The 20,075-nt window shown below is 71.6% G+C and carries 17 protein-coding genes, 1 tRNA gene and 1 other RNA gene; 9 read left to right on the forward strand and 10 right to left on the reverse strand.

Features of this window, described 5'->3' with window-relative positions:
- Nucleotides 1-24 precede the first annotated feature (24 nt).
- Nucleotides 25-1,896 (forward strand): S9 family peptidase, encoded by a 1,872-nt coding sequence (locus CP984_RS18010; RefSeq protein WP_003987240.1) that lies wholly within the window; start codon nucleotides 25-27, stop codon nucleotides 1,894-1,896.
- A gap of 291 nt (nucleotides 1,897-2,187) precedes the next feature.
- Nucleotides 2,188-3,024: a pentapeptide repeat-containing protein gene (locus CP984_RS18015; protein WP_003984647.1), complete on the forward strand. Its 837-nt coding sequence runs from the start codon at nucleotides 2,188-2,190 to the stop codon at nucleotides 3,022-3,024.
- A 24-nt stretch (nucleotides 3,025-3,048) separates the two neighbouring features.
- On the opposite strand, the gene CP984_RS18020 is transcribed toward CP984_RS18015, so the two are convergent.
- The 10 genes from CP984_RS18020 to ffs all read right to left on the reverse strand — a co-directional run bounded on the left by CP984_RS18020 (nucleotide 3,049) and on the right by ffs (nucleotide 14,028).
- The gene (locus tag CP984_RS18020) at nucleotides 3,049-3,954 is read right to left on the reverse strand and encodes an SURF1 family protein (protein WP_003984648.1); all 906 of its coding nucleotides are present in this window, start codon (nucleotides 3,952-3,954) and stop codon (nucleotides 3,049-3,051) included.
- An 85-nt stretch (nucleotides 3,955-4,039) separates the two neighbouring features.
- Nucleotides 4,040-5,278 (reverse strand): hypothetical protein, encoded by a 1,239-nt coding sequence (locus CP984_RS18025; RefSeq protein ID WP_003984649.1) that lies wholly within the window; start codon nucleotides 5,276-5,278, stop codon nucleotides 4,040-4,042.
- Nucleotides 5,275-5,946, reverse strand: coding sequence for a SigE family RNA polymerase sigma factor (locus CP984_RS18030; protein WP_391870155.1), 672 nt, complete (start codon nucleotides 5,944-5,946; stop codon nucleotides 5,275-5,277). The genes CP984_RS18025 and CP984_RS18030 overlap by 4 nt, the downstream gene beginning before the upstream one ends.
- 414 nt (nucleotides 5,947-6,360) lie before the next feature.
- Complete coding sequence (locus CP984_RS18035) at nucleotides 6,361-7,464, reverse strand: aspartate-semialdehyde dehydrogenase (RefSeq protein ID WP_003984651.1); 1,104 nt, start codon at nucleotides 7,462-7,464, stop codon at nucleotides 6,361-6,363.
- Entirely contained in the window at nucleotides 7,461-8,732 is a 1,272-nt protein-coding gene (locus CP984_RS18040; protein ID WP_003984653.1) for an aspartate kinase, read from the reverse strand. The genes CP984_RS18035 and CP984_RS18040 overlap by 4 nt, the downstream gene beginning before the upstream one ends.
- Nucleotides 8,733-9,030: 298 nt before the next feature.
- Nucleotides 9,031-9,696, reverse strand: coding sequence for a DUF5063 domain-containing protein (locus tag CP984_RS18045; RefSeq protein WP_003984654.1), 666 nt, complete (start codon nucleotides 9,694-9,696; stop codon nucleotides 9,031-9,033).
- Entirely contained in the window at nucleotides 9,689-10,288 is a 600-nt protein-coding gene (gene recR, locus CP984_RS18050; RefSeq protein ID WP_003984655.1) for a recombination mediator RecR, read from the reverse strand. Before recR ends, CP984_RS18045 begins: the two co-directional genes overlap by 8 nt.
- A 170-nt stretch (nucleotides 10,289-10,458) precedes the next feature.
- The gene (locus tag CP984_RS18055; protein WP_003984656.1) at nucleotides 10,459-10,815 is read right to left on the reverse strand and encodes a YbaB/EbfC family nucleoid-associated protein; all 357 of its coding nucleotides are present in this window, start codon (nucleotides 10,813-10,815) and stop codon (nucleotides 10,459-10,461) included.
- Between the two features lie 368 nt (nucleotides 10,816-11,183).
- Complete coding sequence (locus CP984_RS18060) at nucleotides 11,184-13,877, reverse strand: DNA polymerase III subunit gamma and tau (RefSeq protein ID WP_030183924.1); 2,694 nt, start codon at nucleotides 13,875-13,877, stop codon at nucleotides 11,184-11,186.
- Between the two features lie 52 nt (nucleotides 13,878-13,929).
- Nucleotides 13,930-14,028, reverse strand: an RNA gene (gene ffs, locus CP984_RS18065) — signal recognition particle sRNA small type.
- A 119-nt stretch (nucleotides 14,029-14,147) separates the two neighbouring features.
- Between ffs and CP984_RS18070 the strand changes: the two genes are divergently transcribed.
- From CP984_RS18070 to CP984_RS18100, 7 genes are all read left to right on the forward strand, one after another.
- Nucleotides 14,148-14,232 (forward strand) — tRNA-Ser (locus CP984_RS18070).
- Nucleotides 14,233-14,432: 200 nt separating this feature from the next.
- The gene (locus CP984_RS18075) at nucleotides 14,433-15,134 is read left to right on the forward strand and encodes a DUF4232 domain-containing protein (RefSeq protein WP_003984658.1); all 702 of its coding nucleotides are present in this window, start codon (nucleotides 14,433-14,435) and stop codon (nucleotides 15,132-15,134) included.
- A 469-nt stretch (nucleotides 15,135-15,603) separates the two neighbouring features.
- Nucleotides 15,604-16,491: a DUF72 domain-containing protein gene (locus CP984_RS18080; protein WP_030183927.1), complete on the forward strand. Its 888-nt coding sequence runs from the start codon at nucleotides 15,604-15,606 to the stop codon at nucleotides 16,489-16,491.
- 470 nt (nucleotides 16,492-16,961) lie between these two features.
- On the forward strand, nucleotides 16,962-17,522 hold the full coding sequence (locus tag CP984_RS18085) for a glycoside hydrolase family 25 protein (protein ID WP_003984660.1): 561 nt from the start codon (nucleotides 16,962-16,964) through the stop codon (nucleotides 17,520-17,522).
- A gap of 65 nt (nucleotides 17,523-17,587) precedes the next feature.
- Nucleotides 17,588-18,181 (forward strand): NAD(P)H-dependent oxidoreductase, encoded by a 594-nt coding sequence (locus tag CP984_RS18090; RefSeq protein WP_003984661.1) that lies wholly within the window; start codon nucleotides 17,588-17,590, stop codon nucleotides 18,179-18,181.
- A gap of 98 nt (nucleotides 18,182-18,279) precedes the next feature.
- On the forward strand, nucleotides 18,280-18,918 hold the full coding sequence (locus CP984_RS18095) for an RNA polymerase sigma factor (protein ID WP_003984663.1): 639 nt from the start codon (nucleotides 18,280-18,282) through the stop codon (nucleotides 18,916-18,918).
- A gap of 125 nt (nucleotides 18,919-19,043) precedes the next feature.
- A complete protein-coding gene (locus CP984_RS18100; protein WP_030183931.1) occupies nucleotides 19,044-19,940 on the forward strand; it encodes a zf-HC2 domain-containing protein in 897 nt (298 codons plus the stop codon).
- Nucleotides 19,941-20,075: the final 135 nt, after the last annotated feature.

Here is a 20,075-nt window from a genome sequence, read left to right on the forward strand (position 1 = left end):
CCCGACCCTGCGCAGAATGGGGCCATGACTGACGAGACCACCACTGCCAACACTGACAGCTCCGGGGCGGCGTGCGCCCCGCGGGCGGCCGGTTCCCCCGGTGCCGCGCCGGACTGGGAGAAGCGCTTCCGGGCGCCGCGGGTCAGCCTGCCCGAGTGGGCCGAGGACGCCCCGGACCGCTCGCTGTTCGTCTCGAACGCGACGGGCACCTTCGAGCTGTACGCCTGGGACCGGGCGACCGGCGAGCAGCGGCAGGTCACGGACCGTCCGAACGGCACGACGGACGGCACCCTGACGCCGGACGGCGAGTGGATCTGGTGGTTCTCCGACACCGACGGCGACGAGTTCGGCGTCTGGATGCGGCAGCCGTTCGGCGGCGGCGCGGACGAGCCGGCCGCGCCCGGTCTGGAGCCCTCGTACCCGGCGGGCCTGGCGCTCGGCCGGGACGGCACGGCGGTGATCGGCCGGTCCACGGACGAGGACGGCACCACCATCCATGTCGTACGGCCCGGGCAGCCGCCCGTGGAGATCTACCGGCACCGCGAATCGGCGGGCGTCGGTGCCCTGTCGCACGACGGCTCCCTGATCGCGGTCGAGCACACCGAGCACGGTGACGCGATGCACTCCGCGATCCGCGTCGTACGGCCGGACGGCTCGACCGTCGCCGAGCTGGACGACACCAAGGGCGGCACCGAGGAGCTGGGCCTTTCGGTGATGGGCTTCGCGCCGGTGGACGGCGACTCCCGGCTGCTGGTGGGCCATCAGCGGCGCGGGCGCTGGGAGCCGATGATCTGGGACCCGCTGTCGGGCGAGGAGAGCGCCCTGGCGATCGACCTGCCGGGCGACGTGGGCGCCGACTGGTATCCGGACGGCGCGGCCCTGCTGGTGGAGCACGAGTTCCGGGCGCGCGCCGAGCTGTGGCGCTACGAACCGCTGACGCGGACGCTGACCCGCGTCGAGACGCCCACCGGGACGGTCTCCGGGGCGACGGCCCGGCCGGACGGCGCGGTGGAGTTCCTCTGGTCGTCGGCCGCGCAGCCGCCGGAGGTGCGCTCGACCAGCGGGGCGGTCGTCCTGGACCCGCCCGGGGCGAAGGCGCCGGGGTCGGTGCCGGTGACGGACGCGTGGGTGGAGGGCCCCGGCGGCACGGTCCACGCGCTGGTCCAGCGGCCGGAGGGCGATGGCCCGTTCCCGACCGTGTTCGAGGTGCACGGCGGCCCGACGTGGCACGACAGCGATGCTTTCGCGTCCGGGCCCGCGGCATGGGTGGACCACGGTTTCGCCGTGGTCCGCGTGAACTACCGCGGCTCGACGGGCTACGGCCGCGAGTGGACGGACGCGCTCAAGCACCGCGTCGGGCTGATCGAGCTGGAGGACATCGCGGCGGTACGGGAATGGGCCGTCTCCTCCGGGCTGGCCGACCCGCAGCGGCTGGTGCTGTCCGGCGGCTCGTGGGGCGGCTATCTGACGCTGCTCGGACTGGGCACCCAGCCGGAGGCGTGGGCGCTCGGCCTGGCCGCGGTCCCGGTGGCGGACTACGTCACCGCGTACCACGACGAGATGGAAGCCCTGAAGGCGATGGACCGCACGCTGCTCGGCGGCACACCGGAGGAGGTCCCGGAGCGCTTCGAGGCGTCCTCCCCGCTGACGTACGTGGACGCGGTACGCGCGCCGGTCTACATCTCCGCCGGGGTCAACGACCCGCGCTGCCCCATCCGCCAGGTGGAGAACTACGTCGACCGCCTGAAGGCCCGCAACCACCCGCACGAGGTCTATCGCTACGACGCCGGCCACGGCTCGCTGGTCGTCGAAGAGCGCATCAAGCAGGTCCGCCTGGAGCTGGACTTCACTCGGCGGTATCTGGGGCTGGGAGGGGATGGGGAGCTCAAGGAGTAGGAACTCAGGGGGGTGCGGGGGTGGGGGTGGGGCGGGGGGGGGAGGGGAGGGGCCCCCGGAGCAGCCGCCCAAGCCCTCCCCCCGCCCCCACCCCGCGCCCTCTCCCCCACCCCGCCTCCCCTCCCCATCCGGGACAATGGAGGTTTGTACGGAGCACGGCAATCGCGACGGCAGTCGTGGAAGCGGCGCCACGGCGGTCGCGAAGCAGGTTGCCACGGCAATCGCGAACGCGGTGCTCATCGTGTGGCAGGAGCGTGCTCCTGCTCGTCTTGTGGCAGGAGATCACGCGCGGTGTCCCAGAAGCAGGAAGCCCCCTCGGCCGGTGACGGCCGTCTCGACCTGCAGGCCGACTGCGGCAGCTGCTTCGGGCTGTGCTGTGTGGCGCTGCCCTTCGCCGCCTCGGCCGACTTCGCGGTCGACAAGCCCGCGGGCAAGCCGTGCGGCAATCTCCAGGCGGACTTCAGCTGCGGCATCCACGCCCGCCTGCGCGACAAGGGCTTCTCCGGCTGTACGGTCTTCGACTGCTTCGGCGCGGGCCAGAAGGTCTCCCAGATCACCTTCGGCGGTACGGACTGGCGCAGCGCGCCGGACACCGCGCGGCCGATGTTCGACGTGTTCCCCGTCATGCGCCAGCTCCACGAGCTGCTCTGGTACCTGACCGAGGCGCTGTCGCTGCCGCCCGCCCGCCCCGTCCACAAGGACCTCCGCCGGGCCCTGAAGGAGACCGACCGGCTGACCCGGGGCAGCGCCGAGGAGCTTGCCCAGGTGGACGTCGCGGCCGTACGGCAGGAGGTCAACGCGCTGCTGCTGCGTACCAGCGAACTGGTGCGGGCCGCCGTGCCCGGCCGCAAGAAGAACCACCGGGGCGCCGACCTGATGGGCGCCCGGCTCGCGGGCGCCAACCTGCGGGGCGCCAATCTGCGCGGCGCCTACCTCATCGCCGCCGACCTCACGGGCGCCGATCTGCGTACCGCCGACCTGATCGGCGTGGACTTCCGCGACGCGAACCTGAGCGGCGCCGACCTCACCGGCGCGATCTTCGTCACCCAGGCCCAGCTCAACGCGGCCAAGGGCGACGCGGCGACCAAGCTGCCGACGGGCCTGAGCCGACCGGCTCACTGGAAGTAGCCGGGACGCGTCCCGGCAGGGCGGTCAGGGCCGCGGCGCCCCGGCCGCCTTCTCCCCGGACGCACCGTTCTCCGCCTCGCCCGCCTTCTCCGCGGGCGCGCTGTCGTCCGCCTTCTCCCCGGACGCAGCACTGTCCGCCCCGTCCGTCCCCTCCCCCGGGACCAGCCCCAGCGCCACATCCCTGGCCGCCTCCGCCTCCCGGCGGAAAAGCCGGAACCACATGAAGAGGACGAAGCCGGCGAACACGAACCATTCCCCGGTGTAGCCCAGGTTCTGGAACGCCTTCAGGTCCAGGCCGCTGCCCTCCGCCGCCGTCGGCGGTACGGCACGCAGCGGGGCCTGCGCCTCGGTCACGGTGATCCAGGCGTCGTACACGTCGTACGGCACGATGTTGACCAGCGACGCCGCGCTGATCATGCCGAGCTGCCCGGCCGGCAGCCCGCCGCCCGCGTGCACCCCGTCGGTGCCCTGGTTCTCCGACGCCTGCAAGGCGCCGGTCACCTTCACCGCACCGCTCGGCGGCGCGGGCACCTTCGCCCGGTCCTCCGGCGCGTTCGCGTCTCCGGGCAGCCAGCCCCGTACGACCGGGAGGGCCTTGCCGCCGTCCGTGCGCAGCAGCGTCAGCACGTAGAAGCCGCGCCGGTCGTCGAGCCGGCGGTCCGGTACGAGCAGCTGGTGGGCGGTGTCGTAGCGGCCGGTCGCGGTGGCCTGCCGGCCGGAGGTGACCTTGTCCACCGGCAGCAGCTCGGCGAGCGGCCTGGCGGCCGCGGTCTTCGCCTCGGCGGACCGGTCCTCCTGCTGGTGGTGGGTGTCGACGCGGTCCTCGAAGCGGCTCAGCTGCCAGCTGCCCATGAAGACGCAGAAAGGGATCGCCAGTACGGCGAAGACGTTGATTCCCCACCACCGCGGGGTCAGCAGGAACCGGTACACATGGCCAACGGTACGGGGAGAGCCACCCGGACCGGACGGCGGGGCCGAGCCGCCCCACCGCCATGCGCCCGGCAGGGACCACCGGTTACTTGGCGGGCAGCGCCTCGGTGCGGTAGACCGTGCCCGCGCAGGCGTCCGGGATCTTGGCGTCCGCCGCCGCGGGCTCCCCGGCCTCCGGTGTGTGGTTGAGCACGACACCGCCCGGCGGCTTGGAACCGCCGCCCGGCGTGCCGTCGTCGCCACCGGCCTGGCCGCCGCCGCCCGTGGTGCCGCCGCTGCTGCCGCCGTCCGTGGCGGCCGCCGAGGCGCCGGGCGAGGTCTCGCCGGGCGCCTTGGACGGGCCCGGGGACGGCGAGGGCGGGGGCGCCGCGCAGCCGGTGACCCCGCCGCCCTCGGCCGGCACCCACGCGAACTTGACCTCGTACGCCTGGCCCGGCTTGAGCACCAGCTGGTCCGGCGTCGTGATCGGGTCGGGCAGACCGGGGGCCGCGTCGCCCGCCGTGTGGTCCACGACGCTGATGCGCGAGCTGTTCGTACTGCCCTGGGCGAGGACGCCGACCTGGCCGCCGCCTTCGACCGAACACGTGGTGTCGGAGGTGTTCACCACCCGGAACGCGCCGTAGACCCGGCCCGCCGAGTCGGCCGGACCGACGTGGCTGACACCGTTGCCAAGCTGCGCACGTGAGCAGGCGGGCGAGGTGACGTCCATCGTGGCTGACGGATCGGGGGTGGTTCCAACGCCGGTGCCGGGCTGCTTGCCGTTCTTGTCCGGGCCCTTGCCCGGCTCGGCGGTCTTGGTTCCCTCTTCCGTCTTCTTGCCGCCGTTGCCGGTCGGCGGCTTGCCGGTACGCTCCGTGCCCTCGCCGTGCGAGCCCGTGGTGCCGCCCGGGGTGCGCTGCGTGCTGGCGGCGTTGGCGGGGCGGTCCTCGGGGCCGTCGCTGAAGCTGGCCACGTGCACCATCGCGGGGATGGACGTACCGCCGAGCAGGAGGGCCGCGGCCGCGCCCACCACGGCATGGCGGCGGCGCCGGCGGCGGGCCGGGACGGCGCGGCGCAGGTGGTCGAGCGCGTCGGGAGCGGGCTCCAGGTCGTCGACGGCGGAGCGCAGCAGCCGCCGCAGCTCGTCCTCGCCTACGCCGGAACCGGCTCCGGAGCCGTCACCTTCCGGACCCTGCGGGTCGCGGGCAGCACGCGGATCATCCGCGTCGCCGGCCTTCTGGGAGCGGCGCGGGTCGTTCTCTTCGTGCGAAACGTGCGGGTCCTGCCGGTAGTGCGGGCCTTGCGGATCATGCGGGTCGTACGGGCCGAACTGCTTGCCACTCATGCGGGAGCCTCCATGGCGACGCGCAGCGCCGCGATACCCCGTGAGCCGTACGCCTTCACCGAACCGAGCGATATCCCCAAGGTCTCGGCGACCTGTGCCTCGGTCATGTCCGCGAAGTAGCGCAGGACCAGGACCTCGCGCTGGCGACGCTGCAGCCCGCGCATCGCCTTGATCAGTTGGTCGCGTTCCAGGAGGTCGTACGCGCCTTCCTCCGCGCTGGCCATGTCGGGCATCGGCTTGGAGAGCAGCTTCAGCCCGAGGATGCGGCGGCGCAGCGCGGAGCGGGAGAGATTGACGACGGTCTGGCGCAGATAGGCAAGGGTCTTCTCGGGGTCACGCACCCGGCCCCGGGCGGAGTGCACCCGGATGAAGGCTTCCTGGACGACGTCCTCGCACGAGGCGGTGTCGTCCAGCAGCAGCGCGGCCAGCCCCAGCAGCGAACGGTAGTGCGCGCGGTAGGTCTCGGTGAGATGGTCGACAGTCGTGCCCGCAGCCATCGCGTCGTCAGTGTCCCCACGCTGGGGAGAGAGCTGCGCGGGTTGCGCGGGCTGCGCGGCGGGCCACGGGGCGATCACCGGCATGCCCCCGGGCAGCCGGGGCCGCAACGGCCGCACCGCCGTGCCACCGGAGCCCCCTGGGGCGATCGTGATGCCGAGTACCTCTGCCACGCCTGTTGGACACGTTTCCCCCCATCAGGGTTGTACGCGCAAGACACCGTTTTTGACGGTGAGTCAAATGCCCTCATGCGTACCAGCTGCTCCCCAAATACCCCATTTGTCCCGCACGGCCATGGCCACCCGCGAGGGGCGGCCACAAAGACGCTTCCCTCCCAACTACCGGTTGCAGCAAGGGGGGAAGCGCATGGTCGAACACGCCGTCGGGCCAGTTCAAGTGGTTTGGACCAACGACTCGCTCACAGGACCTTCACACGACTCACAAGGTATCTCCTGAGCGGATCAGTGACAGCACCAATCGGGTCAGAGCCCGGCCCGAAGCGGCCCACCGGGACCGCCGACGACGGTTCCCGGCCACGGAGCACCGATTACCGGACACCGGTCCTCCCCGGACCGGGCTCCGGCGTCCTACGCCGTCAGCTCCGCCGCGACCACCTCGGCGATCTGTGCCGCGTTCAGCGCCGCGCCCTTGCGAAGATTGTCCCCGCACACGAACAGCTCCAGCGCACGGGGGTCGTCCAGCGCCCGCCGTACCCGCCCGACCCAGGTCGGGTCCGTGCCGACCACATCGGCGGGCGTGGGGAACTCGCCCTGCGCCGGATCGTCACAGACCACGACGCCCGGCGCGGAGGCCAGGATCTCGTGCGCCCCGGCGACCGTGACCTCGTTCTCGAACCGCGCGTGCACGGTCAGCGAGTGAGTGGTGATCACGGGAACCCGTACGCAGGTGGCGGAGACCCGCAGACCGGGCAGCCCCAGGATCTTCCGCGACTCGTTACGGACCTTGAGTTCCTCCGAGGACCAGCCGTCCTCCTGCAACGACCCGGCCCACGGCACGACGTTCAGCGCGACCGGCGCCGGGAACGGCCCGAGGGTGTCACCCATCGCCCGCCGTACGTCGCCGGGGGTGGTGCCCAGTTCCGTACCCGAGACCGCGGCGAGCTGCGAGCGCAGCGTGTCCACGCCGTCCCTGCCCGCGCCCGAGACGGCCTGGTACGAGGAGACGATCAGCTCGCTGAGCCCGTACTCGGCGTGCAGCGCGCCCAGCGCGACGATCATCGAGAGCGTGGTGCAGTTCGGGTTGGCGACGATGCCACGCGGGCGCACCCGCGCCGCGTGCGCGTTGACCTCGGGGACCACCAGCGGCACGTCCGGGTCCAGCCGGAAGGCGGCCGAGTTGTCCACGACCACCGCGCCCTTGGCGGCGGCGATCGGCGCCCACTGCGCGGCGACCTCGTCGGGTACGTCGAACACCGCGACGTCGATACCGCCGAAGACCTCCTCGGCCAGCGCGAGGACCTCGACCTCCTCGCCCCGTACGGTCAGCTTCCGGCCGGCCGAGCGGGCAGAGGACACGAGCCGGATCTCGCCCCAGATGTCGGCCCGCTCGGAGAGGATGCCGAGCAGCACCGAGCCGACCGCGCCGGTGGCGCCGACGACGGCCAGCTGCGGCTTACGGGCCGCGCGGTCACCCGCGCGGCCCGTAGCCGTACCCGAGAAGGGGGACGTCATCGACCGGTGCCGCCGTACACCACGGCCTCGTCACTCTCACTGTCGAGACCGAAGGCGCTGTGCACGGCCTGCACGGCTTCCTTGACGTCGTCGGCACGGGTGACGACCGAGATGCGGATCTCGGAGGTCGAGATCAGCTCGATGTTCACGCCCGCGTTGGACAGCGCCTCGAAGAAGGTCGCCGTCACCCCGGGGTTGGTCTTCATACCGGCGCCGACCAGCGAGATCTTGGCGATCTGGTCGTCGTAGCGCAGCGAGTCGAAGCCCACCGACGCCTTGGTCTTCTCCAGCGCCGCGACGGCCTTGCGGCCCTCGTCCTTCGGCAGCGTGAAGGAGATGTCGGTCAGGCCCGTCGAGGCGGCCGACACGTTCTGCACGACCATGTCGATGTTGACCTCGGAGTCCGCGATGGCGCGGAAGATCGTCGCCGCCTCGCCCGGCTTGTCCGGCACGCCGACGACCGTGACCTTCGCCTCGGAGGTGTCGTGCGCGACGCCCGAGATGATCGCCTGCTCCATGGGCTGGTCCCCTTGCGGTTCGTTGCTGACCCAGGTGCCGCGCAGCCCCGAGAAGGACGAGCGGACGTGGATCGGGATGTTGTAACGGCGGGCGTACTCGACGCAGCGGTGCAGCAGCACCTTGGAACCGGAGCTGGCCAGCTCCAGCATGTCCTCGAACGAGATCCAGTCGATCTTCCGGGCCTTCTTCACGACCCGGGGGTCGGCGGTGAAGACGCCGTCCACGTCGGTGTAGATCTCACAGACATCCGCGTCCAGCGCCGCGGCCAGCGCGACGGCGGTGGTGTCCGAGCCGCCCCGCCCCAGCGTGGTGATGTCCTTCTTGTCCTGGGAGACGCCCTGGAAACCGGCGACGATGGCGATGTTGCCCTCGTCCACGGACGTCTTGATGCGGCCCGGGGTGACATCGATGATCCGTGCCTTGTTGTGCACGGAGTCGGTGATGACACCGGCCTGGCTGCCGGTGAAGGACTGCGCCTCGTGACCGAGGTTTTTGATCGCCATCGCCAGCAAGGCCATGGAGATCCGCTCTCCGGCGGTCAGCAGCATGTCGAACTCGCGCCCCGACGGCATCGGGGACACTTCCTGCGCGAGATCGATCAGCTCGTCCGTCGTGTCGCCCATCGCGGAGACCACCACAACCACCTGGTTGCCGTTCTTCTTGGCCTCGACGATTCGCTTGGCAACGCGCTTGATGCCCTCGGCATCCGCAACGGATGAGCCGCCGTACTTCTGCACGACAAGGCCCACGTGCGCTCCTCGCAACTGTCTCTTCGGGAGTTTCCTCCCGGACCCCCTGACACGGGGGTACTGCGGTCGGCTCAGTCTAACGAGCAGGCGGAATCCGCCTCGCCAATACCACATGGTGAGACATCTGGCTCACGTCACGCGTTGTCGTGGACCGGCGTGGGCGCGCCGTTGCGCCCGCTCGGCCAGCACATGCCCGCTTCTCCCGGGGGCACACGGAAAGGTAAGCCAGGTCACACCGGCATGGCGGCCGCACGGGTGGGCCGCGTCAGGGAAACGCGTACCCGCCCACCGGGCCGTCTCACACCCGCCGCAGCCCCAGCGGCCCGGCGATCTCCGCCGCCATGACCTTGCCGGCCTCCTCGGCCAGCCGCTCCTCGTCGCCGTCCACCGCGCCGCTGTCCGTGTCCAGGCCGTCCAGCGCGTCCAGCGGCTGGTCGAGGCGTACGTGGGCGACCAGCGACTGCAGCGCGCGCAGGGCCGCGCTCGCCGTCGGCCCCCAGTTCGACAGGTACGAGAACTGCCACCACCACAGCGCCTCGCTGATCCGGCCCGCGCGGTAGTGCGCCAGCCCGTGCCGCAGGTCCGTGATGATGTCCGCGAGATCGTCCGAGATCCGGGACGCGACGGGCTCGCTGCGCGGTACGTACGGGTCGAAGACCTCGGAGTACACGTCGACCGGGTCCAGCAGCCGGGCGAAACGCTCCCGCAGCTCGTCCACGTCCGGCTCCGGGCCGACGTCGGGCTCGTACCGCTCGTCCGGCACGATGTCCTCGTGCGCGCCCAGCCGGCCGCCGGTCAGCAGCAGCTGGGAGACCTCCAGCAGCAGAAACGGCACGGCACTGTCCGGCTCGTCGCCCTTGGCCACCTCGGTGACCGCGACGATGAAGCTTTCGATCGAGTCGGAGATCTGTACGGCGAAATCGTCCGGGTTCTGCGTCGCGTCGTGCAGCGTGGCATCAGACATCGAGAAGTCTCCTCCCTTCGAAGGCCCGCCCGAGCGTGACCTCGTCGGCATACTCCAGATCGCCCCCGACGGGCAGTCCGCTGGCCAGCCGCGTCACCCGAAGGCCCATCGGCTTGACCATGCGCGCGAGGTACGTGGCCGTGGCCTCGCCCTCCAGATTCGGGTCGGTGGCCAGGATCAGCTCGGTGATCGTGCCGTCCGCGAGCCTGGCCAGGAGTTCCCTGATCCGCAGATCGTCGGGGCCCACGCCCTCGATCGGGCTGATCGCCCCGCCGAGCACGTGATAGCGGCCGCGGAACTCGCGGGTCCGCTCGATCGCCACGACGTCCTTGGGTTCCTCCACGACGCAGATGACCGCCGGGTCGCGGCGGGGATCCAGACAGACCCGGCACTGCTCGTCCTGCGCGACATTGCCGCAGACGCTGCAGAACCGCACCTTCGCCTTGACCTCCATCAGCGCGTTCGCGAGCCGGCGTACGTCGGTCGGCTCGGCCTGAAGAATGTGGAAGGCGATCCGCTGCGCGCTCTTGGGACCGACGCCGGGCAGCCTGCCCAGCTCGTCGATCAGGTCCTGAACCACGCCTTCATACACGGAACGTCTTCTCTCTCTTCTGCCGTGCTGCGTACGCTAGTTGGCTGCTCCCCGGAAAGGGAGCCCCGTTTACCCAACTCTTCCCCGGGCCCGTCCCGGTGACCGGGACGGGCCCGGGGCCGTGGCCAGGGCCTGGTCCGAGGCCCGGACCGGGCCCGAGGCCGGGTGGCTCAGAAGGGGAGGCCGGGGATGCCGCCGCCGCCCAGGCCCTGGGCGAGCGGGCCGAGCTTCTCCTGCTGGAGCTGCTGGGCGCTGGCATTGGCGTCCCGTACGGCGGCCAGGACGAGGTCCGCGAGGGTCTCCGCGTTCTCCTCCGCGCTCCCCGCCTCGGGGTCCACCGCCTTGGGGTCGATGACCAGGCCCTTGAGCTCGCCGGAGCCGTTCACGGTCGCCTTGACCAGGCCGCCTCCCGCCGAGCCCTCGACGGGCGTTTCGGCCAGCTCCTGCTGGGCCGCCGCGAGATCCTGCTGCATCTTCTGGGCCTGCTGGAGCAGCTGCTGCATGTTGGGCTGACCACCGGGGATCACTACGTGACTCCTGCCGTACGACAACGATTGGTGCGGTAGCCCGAGCCTACGTGCTCGAACGGCGCTACGCCCTACGCCGTACGGAGGAGCACGGCGGTACGGGCGCGGCACGCACCGTCACCGGGGCGGACACGTCCTGGTGGCCGGCCTGGGCCTGGCTCCCCGCCCGGCCGTCCGTCCGCGGTCAGTGGGCGGTGCCGTCCCGGAGGCGGCCAGTCCTTGTTGGGGGTACTCGTGGTCGGTGCTCGTCGCTGGCGCTCGTCGCCGGTGCTCGTCGCCGGTGCTCATCGCCGGTGCTCATCGCCGGTGCTCATCGCTGGCGCTCGTCGTCGGCGCTCGTCGTCGGCGCTCGTCGTCGGCGCTCGTCGTCAGTACTCGTTGTTGAACTCCTCGACCACCGTCGCGCCCAGCTCGCGGACGATCAGATCGTGTCCGCTCAGGGCGGAGTCGACGAGGTCGGGGTCGTCCTCGGCCGGCATGTCGTCCTCTATCGACACCGGCGCGGGCTCCGGCTCGCGATACCCGGTCTCCGGACCGGCACCGCCCGCGGCACCGCCTCCGGACGCGTACGAACCACCGTTCCCGCCGCCACCGGCGGTGCCGACGCCGACGGACCCGTAACCGCCGCCTCCGGCCGGGGCGCCCGTCGGCGCGACCGCCTGCCGCGCCATCTGCGCGCCCTGGCCGCCGCCCGTGGCACCACCCGCGTCGTACCCGGAACCGCCGTCGTACCCGCCGGACGGTCCACCGGACCCGCCCTGGCCGCCGCCCTGCGCGGGCGCGCCCGAGGGGCCGCCGCCGAAGCCGCCGCCCTGCGGCGCGCCTCCGCCGAAACCGCCACCGCCTCCGCCACCGCCGGGCGGATTGGTGCCGCCGGAAGGATCGACGATCGCCTCGACCTTCCACTGCACGTTGAACTTCTCGGCCAGCGCCTGCCGCAGCACGTCCTCGCTGCCGCCGTTGGCGAAGCTGTCGCGAGCGCCCGCGTTCGGGAAACCGATCTGCAGCGTCGTGCCGTCGAACCCGGCGACCTGCGCGTTCTGGCTGAGCAGAATCCAGGTGAAACGCCGCCGGCCCTTCACGGCCTCCAGAATCTCCGGCCAGAGCTGCCGCACCTGCGCGGCCCCCTGCGCCATGTTGCCGCCACCCTGCGGGGCCTGCTGCCCGGACTGGGGCTGCTGTCCGTACGGGGCCTGCTGCCCATGCTGTACGGGTTCGGACTGACCCGGCGCGGACGGCGCACCGCCACCGGCCGAACCACCCTGCCCGGGCGCCGCAGCCGTGGGCCACCCACCAGGCTGTCGCCCAGCGGCCGCACCACCGGCCCCTTGCTGCCCAGGCCAGGCACCGGGCTGCCGCTGTCCGGCCCCGGCCCCGGCCCCGGCTCCGGCTCCACTCTGGCCGACTCCCTGGCCGCTTCCAGCACCAGGCCAGGCCCCGGGCTGGGCGCCGGACTGAGCCGCCGCCCCACCGGACGCCCCGGACGCAGCACCGGAACCGGCACCGGGCCAAGCCCCGGGAGCCGCCCCGCCTCCAGGCGCACCAGCAGCAGCCCCGTGAGCAGCCTGCTCACCGGGCCCACCGGGTGCCGCCGGTGCCGCTCCCGCTCCTGCGCCCCCTCCCGCAGGCTGACCCCCTGCCGGCGTGGACTGTGCACCTGCCGCCATGGACTGCGGGCTCGCCATGGGCTCCGAAGGTCCCACGGACGCCGACGCGGGGGCACTCCCCGCACCCATCCCCCGCACCGCGGCCCGCGCCGCGGCCGGGCCGGACGGCCCGGCGGGTGGGCCCGCGGGAGGCGGCGCGGCGGCATGGCTGCCGGGCCCCGGCTCCGGTACGTACTCGACCTCGGGTCCGCCGATGCCCGTCGACACCGCGCCACCGAGGTTCAGCCCGGCCGTGCTCGCCCCGCGCTCCAGGCGGTCGAGGCGCGCCTGCACCGAGCGCTCGTCGTCGTACGCGGCAGGCAGCAGCACCCGCGCGCAGATCAGTTCGAGCTGCAGCCGCGGCGAGGTGGCCCCCCGCATCTCCGTCAATCCGACATTGACCAGGTCGGCGGCGCGCGCCAGCTCCGCGCCCCCGAACACCGACGCCTGGGCCTGCATCCGCTCGACGACATCGGCAGGCGAGTCGATCAGACCCTTCTCCGCCGCGTCCGGCACCGCCGCCAGGATCACCAGGTCCCGCAGCCGCTCCAGCAGGTCGGCCACGAACCGCCGGGGGTCGTTGCCGCCCTCGATGACGCGGTCCACGACCTCGAAGGCCGCCGCCCCGTCGCCCGCGGCGAACGCTTCCACGATCGAATCCAGCAGCGACCCGTCGGTGTACCCGAGCAGGGACGTGGCCATGGCATATGTCACACCGGCATCGCCCGCGCCGGCGAGCAGCTGGTCCATCACCGACATCGAGTCACGCACGGACCCGGCCCCGGCCCGTACGACGAGCGGCAGCACACCCTCCTCCACGGGGATGTCCTCCTGCCCGCACACCTCACCCAGGTAGTCGCGCAGCGTCCCCGGCGGCACCAGCCGGAACGGGTAGTGGTGGGTACGCGAACGGATCGTCCCGATGACCTTCTCGGGCTCGGTCGTCGCGAAGATGAACTTCAGATGCTCCGGCGGCTCCTCGACCACCTTGAGCAGCGCGTTGAAGCCCGCCGACGTGACCATGTGGGCCTCGTCGATGATGTAGATCTTGTACCGGCTGCTGGCCGGCCCGAAGAACGCCTTCTCCCGCAGCTCACGCGCATCGTCGACGCCACCGTGCGAAGCGGCGTCGATCTCGATGACATCGATGCTTCCCCGCCCGTTCCTCGCGAGATCCACACACGACTGGCACTCCCCGCACGGATCGGGAGTGGGACCTTTCTCACAGTTCAGACAGCGCGCCAGGATGCGCGCACTGGTCGTCTTGCCGCAGCCACGCGGCCCACTGAACAGATACGCGTGGTTGACCCTGTTGTTGCGCAGGGCCTGCTGCAGCGGATCGGTCACGTGCTCTTGCCCGATGACCTGAGCAAAGGTCTCGGGGCGGTAGCGGCGGTACAGCGCGAGGGACGACACGCATACGACGATATCGGCCCGCACTGACAACCGGGCCGCCCCCGATCCCCGGAACGCAAACGCCCCCCACGCACCCGCCAGAGCTCACTTACCCTTGCTGCCTTCCGGCCCTGGGGGAGTTCGGTGAGATAGCGCCACGTGAGGGGCTGCGCCCAACCCTAGCGGATTCCGCCCCCCACACACGACCCCACCCCACCCAAGATCCACCCGCACCCCCTCCCCCGAGCCCATGTTCGCGAGCACCCCTCAACGTCTTGTATTGTTTGCGGCGGAGGATTCGCCTAGTGGCCTAGGGCGCACGCTTGGAAAGCGTGTTGGGGGCAACCCCTCACGAGTTCGAATCTCGTATCCTCCGCACCCGCCCATCAGGGCAGACGAGGGCCCCGACCGGATCACCGGTCGGGGCCCTCGTCATTCTCCGGCCCGGTCCGTTGTCCTGGTCGTGCCGGTGTTAGCTGGGCGTTAGCGGGGCGGCAGCCGGGCGGTAGCGGGCCCACGCACAGTCGATGTCGTACGGAAACGCACCCGACACCGACTCTCTCCGGGGGACCCCACATGAGCGCCACCGCCTCCACCCGCCGCCGCATCGTCCGCACCGCCGCCGCAGCACTGACCGCAGCCGCCGCCCTGTCCCTGACCGCCTGCTCCGGCTCGGACACCGCCGCCTCCAAGCCCGCAGCCCAGGCGGACACCGGCGGCAACGACCCCGCCGCCGGCACGCAGGTGACCGAGGCACAGCCGGGCGCCGGCGACGGCACCACGTCCCACACCACCGGCGGATCCGGAAACGGCGCCGCCAAGGGCACGGAGAAGAGTGCGGGGAAGAGCACGGGCAAGAGCGCGGCGAAGGGCAAGTTCTGCCGCACCACCGAGCTCACCATGGAAGCCGTGGACAGCTCCCCCGACCAGCAGACCGGCGATGTCACCGTTCAGATGACCAACAAGGGTGGGCGGACCTGCTCGGTGACCGGTTTCGCCGGCGTCGACCTCAAGGACGCCGACGGCACCTCCGCCCCCGTCCACCGCGGCGGTGAGCAGCCCCGCATCACCAACCTCAAGCCCGGCGACACCGCCACCTTCAGCATCTCCTACAAGGTCGACACCAGTGGTGGGAACCTCGCCACCCCCACCCACCTCATCGTCACCCCGCCCAACGAGACCCACAGCGTCTCCCTCAAGTGGCCCGCCAACGCCCCCAAGCTCGCCGGCCCCTACGACGAGAAGATCCAGGTCCACCCGGTCGGCATCGCCAACTGACCACCACGAAAACCGCGGCGCGGCCTCTTACGGAAAGCACTCCGGTCGGGGCCTTCGTCGTTCTCCGGACCGGGCGGGGCGGCGAGTGGCCGCGGTGCCGGGAATTTCTCATGACCACTGGATGAGGTGGTTTTCCGTTCCGGCCGTAGAAGCCCCTCCTGTCAGTGGGCAGGAATCCGTAGATGCCGGAAGGCGCGGTAACGGATGGCGGAGGGGGGTGACGGAATTGCGTCAGGTCGTGGTCCGGGGCCGGGGGCTGGTTCGGGAAAGCCGGTGGGTCGGCTGCTGGGTCGCGGCGTTTTGTGCGTCAGGCTCCAAGTGAGCGCGCACTGGCGGGCGTCATCTCGCTCACGCCTGGCGCCCGCCTTCTGCCTCCCAAGGGCTGCGTTCGGCGAGCGCGTCGCGGCGAGGCTCCCTACAGGTGCTGCTCCCTCCGGTGCCATCCCCTTCTCTGGGTACCCGCATCACCATGGGTGAAATCTTGGTCGGGACCTGTTCGTGGACGGATCGGGCGCTGGTGGGGAGTGGGTGGTATCCCGTTGGACGGCGGGATGCCGAGGGGCGGTTGCGGCATTACGCGGAGCAGTTTCCGGTGGTGGAGGTTGATTCCACGTATTACGGGCTGCCCAGTGAGCGCAACAGCCGGCTGTGGGCCGAGCGGACGCCGGACGGGTTCCGGTTTGATGTGAAGGCGTTTTCCTTGCTGACCGGTCACCCGACGCGGCCCGCGGCGTTGCCGGATGATTTGCGGTCCGCGTTCGTACGGCGGAGGGGTGGCGAAGCCGGGGCGGACAGTGGGCTGTTGGACGAAGTCTGGCGACGGTTCAGTGCGGCGGTGGAGCCGTTGCGGGCGGCTGGGCGGCTCGGGGCCTTGTTGTTTCAGTTTCCGCCGTGGTTCGCGCCGGGCGTGCGGGCCGAGGAGTTCCTTACGCGGTGCAGGGAGCGTACGGAGGGCTGGCCGGTCGCCGTGGAATTCCGGCATCCGGAGTGGTGGCGGGGCGAGGGTCGGCAGGCTGACACGGCGGCGTTGTTGCGCGAGTTGGGGGTGGCTGCCGTGGCCGTGGACATGGCACAGGCGTTGCCGGCTTCCATACCCCCCGTCGCTCCCGTTACGGATGACCGGCTGGCGGTGGTGCGACTTCATGGGCGTAATGCGGCCTGGGGTACCGGGAGCAAGGAGGAGCGATTCCGGCACCGGTACGGAGAGGAAGAGTTGAGGGAATGGGTACCGCGGGTGCGGGAGATGGCGGAGCGGGCCGATGTGGTGCACGTGCTGTTCAACAACTGCTGTGGTGACGCGGCCGTACGGGCGGCGGAATCGATGCGGCGATTGCTCGGTCAGACGTACCAGGAGTAGGGGGGAGGGGCGGAGTGAGTGACGGGGGCGGAGTGGGAGAAGGGGGCGCGCGCGAATGCCCCGGGTGGGTGACTGGTGGGGGGTGAAGGGCGGGGATCGTGGGGAATGTAAGAGGGAGAACGTATTGAGGAAAGCGCGGTGATGGGGGTGAAGGGGCGGACCGGTGGGGCATCGGCGCCGTTACCGGATCGCGCGCGCCGCCCCGCCGTGTACCCACTTGAGACAGGAAGAGGAAGTGGGTAGTGGGGGGAGAGGGATTCGCGGGGGTAGGGGATAGCTAGGGCAGCGGGTAGCAGGTGGCGGGCACGTGCGCGTTGGTGCGTGATCGGTTGCCGTTCCCGTACGTAGGCGCAGCTCCCGTACGTAGGCGCATTTCCCGTACCTAGGCATAACTCCCGCAACTGGGAACGGATTCCGCAGCCGCCATCCCTCACCGCCGTCTTTCTTCGCTCCCCACCGAAAGGCACGTCATGCTGCACGGAATCGACATCTCCGCCCATCAGTCCTCCTTCGATGCCGCAGGTCAGGACTTCGTGTTCATCAAGGCGACCGAAGGGCGTTCGTACGCCAGTCCGCACCGGGCCGATCAGGCGGCCAAAGCCCGGGAAGCGGGGTGTGTGGTCGGCTTCTACCACTTCCTCTGGCCGGGGCACATCGCCGCGCAGGCCGAGTACTTCGTCGAAAAGTGCGGGGCCAAGGAGGGTGAACTGCTCGCCGTCGACTGGGAGACGACGAGTTCCGGTACGCACGCGAGCGGTGCGCAGAAGGACGAGTTCCTGCGCGAGGTGAAAAGGCTGCGGCCGCATCACCGCGTGCTCCTGTACACCAACGTGTCGTTCTGGAAGGGCCACGACACCACGTCGTACGCCGGGGACGGGCTCTGGATCGCCGACTACGTCTCCCCCGGCAAGCCGCGTATCAAGGGGAAATGGCTGGTTCATCAGCACGCCAACCGGCCGGTGGACAAGAACGTGGCGCGGTTCGAGAACCGGGAGGCGCTGAAGAAATGGGCCGCCGGCGAAAAGACGTGAGGGGCACGGCATCCTGAAGGCCGCACAGCCGAATCAGTGATCGAGCTACGGGGGAGGGCGGGCCGATGAAGGCCGCTGTATATCTCGCGCATCCGCGTCCGGGCAGTTTCAACCACGCGCTGGCCGGTGCCGTCGCGGCGGAGCTGAGCAACCGGGGATGCCAGGTCGTCACGCACGACCTGTATGCCGAGGGGTTCGACCCGCTGCTGCCCGCGGACGGTACGGAGACGGTGCGGGCGGCCGGCGATCCGCACGACACCTGGACGGCGCGGCACCGTGCCGAGCTGGCGACGCTGGACGCCTTGGTTTTCGTCCATCCGAACTGGTGGGGCATGCCGCCGGCCGTACTGACGGGGTGGGTGCAGCGCGTGATGGCGCCCGGTGTGGCCTACAAGCTGGGTACGGCGGACGGTGAGCCCGTCGGGCTGCTGTCAGCCAGCCGGGCGTTGGTGCTGAACACGTCCGACACGCCCGCCGAGCGGGAGGAGCGGGAGTTCGGCGATCCGTTGCAGCGGATCTGGGCAGCGTGCGTCCTGCCGTACGTGGGGGTCACGGACGTACGGCGGCATGTCTTCCGTACGGTCTCGGACTCCACCGAAGGGGAGCGTGAGGCGTGGTTGGAGGAGGCGAGGGAGCTGGCAGCGGCGTTGGTTTCCTGAGCTTGCGGCCACCGGGGCGGGAGGGCTCCAAAAGTCGGGCTTTACATACGTGTGCGTACGCATGAACCGCGCGGGCGCGGCGGGGCGATAGAGAGAGAGTGAGACTGTTCCGCCCCGCGAGGGCAGACCGAGATGACGACGACACCGCCCTGCTCCGCGCCGTCGCCCGCGGGGACCAGGCCGCGCTCGCCGCGTACTACGACCGGCACGCCGGGTGGCTGCACGCGCGGCTCACGCGGCGCTGCGCGGATCCGGAAACCGTACGCGAGGTCCTCCAGGACACGTTCGTCACCGTGTGGCGCTCCGCGGCCTCCTACCGCGGGGCGCCCCGGCGCGACGGCGGGTCCGGCGGCTGGCTCTGGGTGATCGCCGCGCGTCGGCTGGTGGACGCGCAGCGGGCGTACGCGCGGGCAGAACGGGCCGAACAGGCCGAGCGGGCCGGCCACGTCCGGCACGAGCCGCCGGGGGCCGAGCCGTCCGCCGAGGAGCGCGTCCTGTCCCGGCTGGAGTACGGCGAGGTGGGCACCGCCCTGCACCGGATCGCGCCCGAGCTGCGCGAAGTGCTGCGCGCCACGGTCGTCGACGGGCTGACCACCCGCGAGGCCGCCCGCCTGCTCGGCATACCGGAGGGCACGGTCAAGACCCGCGCCATGCGCGCCCGGCGCGAACTGCGTGCGGAGATCGACCGCTTGCGGAGCAGCCACGTTTCGATGGGTTCGATGGGAGGGCTCGCGTGACGGGCGTAAAGGGTATGGGTGAGGGCCCCGCCAGTCGGCGCGCGGGCTTGGCCAGTCGGCGCGTGGGCTTGGCGAGTCAGCCCGGGGGCCCCGCCAGTCGACAAGCAGCCCCGGCCAGTCGGCATGTGGATGTGGCTGCGAGCGCGCGGTACGCCGACGGCGCGCTTCCGGAGCCCGAGGCGTGGGCGCTGGAGAAGCATGTGGAGGGCTGTGCTCGGTGTGCGGGCACGGTCTCGGCGGCGGTCCGGGCGACGGCGTCCGCCGGGGACGTGCTGGAGGGCGTACGGGGAACGCTGCTAACCGTGGTGGCGGAGACGACGGGGGCCTCAGGAGCGCGCGCTGCGGGGGTTAAGGCACCGGCCGCACCCCGGCAACCGGCTGCCCCCCTTACCCGCGCCCTCTGGGCCGCCGGGCCCGCGCTCCGCGGCCCGTGGCTGGTGGCGCTGCTGCTGGTGTGCGCGGTGGCCGCCGGGCTCGCTTTCGGGGGCGGCTTCGCCGGGGCACGGCCGCTGTTGTTCGCGCTCGCGCCCGTACTGCCGGTGGCCGGGGTGGCGCTTTCGTACGGGCCGCGCGCCGACCCGATGTACGAGATCAGCGCCGCGTCGCCGTCCGGCGGGCTGCGGCTGCTGCTGACCAGGGCCGCGGCCGTCCTCGGGGTGAGTCTGCCGCTGCTCACGGCGGTGGGCGCGCTGCTGCCGGGGACGCCCGGACTGCCCGGCGCCGCGGCCTGGCTGCTGCCCGGCCTGGCGCTGACGGTGGGGGCGCTGGCGCTCGGGTCGTATGTCGGGTGCCGTATCGCTTCCGGGATCATCGCGGCGGGGTGGGCTTCCGCCGTGCTGCTGCCGGTGCTCGCGGCGCAGGCCGGGGGCCGCGGAGGCGCCGGGGTGTTTCCGGCGCGGGCGCTCGCCGAGCAATTGGCCCGGTACCTGTCCGGGGGCGCGGCGCAGGGCGGCTGGGCCGCGGTCGCGGTGCTGGGCGCCGGGCTCGTACTCCTGCGCCGCAATCGGCTGGAGAACCTGTGAATACGAGATCCGCGCACACGGAATCCGTGAATATGAGAATCGGGGGCATCGACGCCATGCAGGCCGACGCGGCGAGCGGTACCGAGAAAGAAGACCCGACCGGGCACGGAACCGGGACCGGGCACGGATCCGAGG

It is taken from the genome of Streptomyces rimosus, from assembly GCF_008704655.1.
Classification (GTDB): Bacteria; Actinomycetota; Actinomycetes; order Streptomycetales; family Streptomycetaceae; genus Streptomyces; species Streptomyces rimosus.

Bases quoted from the DNA above. Each gene is read 5' to 3' on its own strand.
- CP984_RS18010 (WP_003987240.1), top strand. From the start codon at position 25: ATGACTGACGAGACCACCACTGCCAACACTGACAGCTCCGGGGCGGCG.
- CP984_RS18025 (WP_003984649.1), bottom strand. From the start codon at position 5,278: ATGAGTGGCAAGCAGTTCGGCCCGTACGACCCGCATGATCCGCAAGGC.
- CP984_RS18035 (WP_003984651.1), bottom strand. From the start codon at position 7,464: ATGACGTCCCCCTTCTCGGGTACGGCTACGGGCCGCGCGGGTGACCGC.
- CP984_RS18045 (WP_003984654.1), bottom strand. From the start codon at position 9,696: ATGTCTGATGCCACGCTGCACGACGCGACGCAGAACCCGGACGATTTC.
- CP984_RS18075 (WP_003984658.1), top strand. From the start codon at position 14,433: ATGAGCGCCACCGCCTCCACCCGCCGCCGCATCGTCCGCACCGCCGCC.
- CP984_RS18080 (WP_030183927.1), top strand. From the start codon at position 15,604: ATGGGTGAAATCTTGGTCGGGACCTGTTCGTGGACGGATCGGGCGCTG.
- CP984_RS18085 (WP_003984660.1), top strand. From the start codon at position 16,962: ATGCTGCACGGAATCGACATCTCCGCCCATCAGTCCTCCTTCGATGCC.
- CP984_RS18090 (WP_003984661.1), top strand. From the start codon at position 17,588: ATGAAGGCCGCTGTATATCTCGCGCATCCGCGTCCGGGCAGTTTCAAC.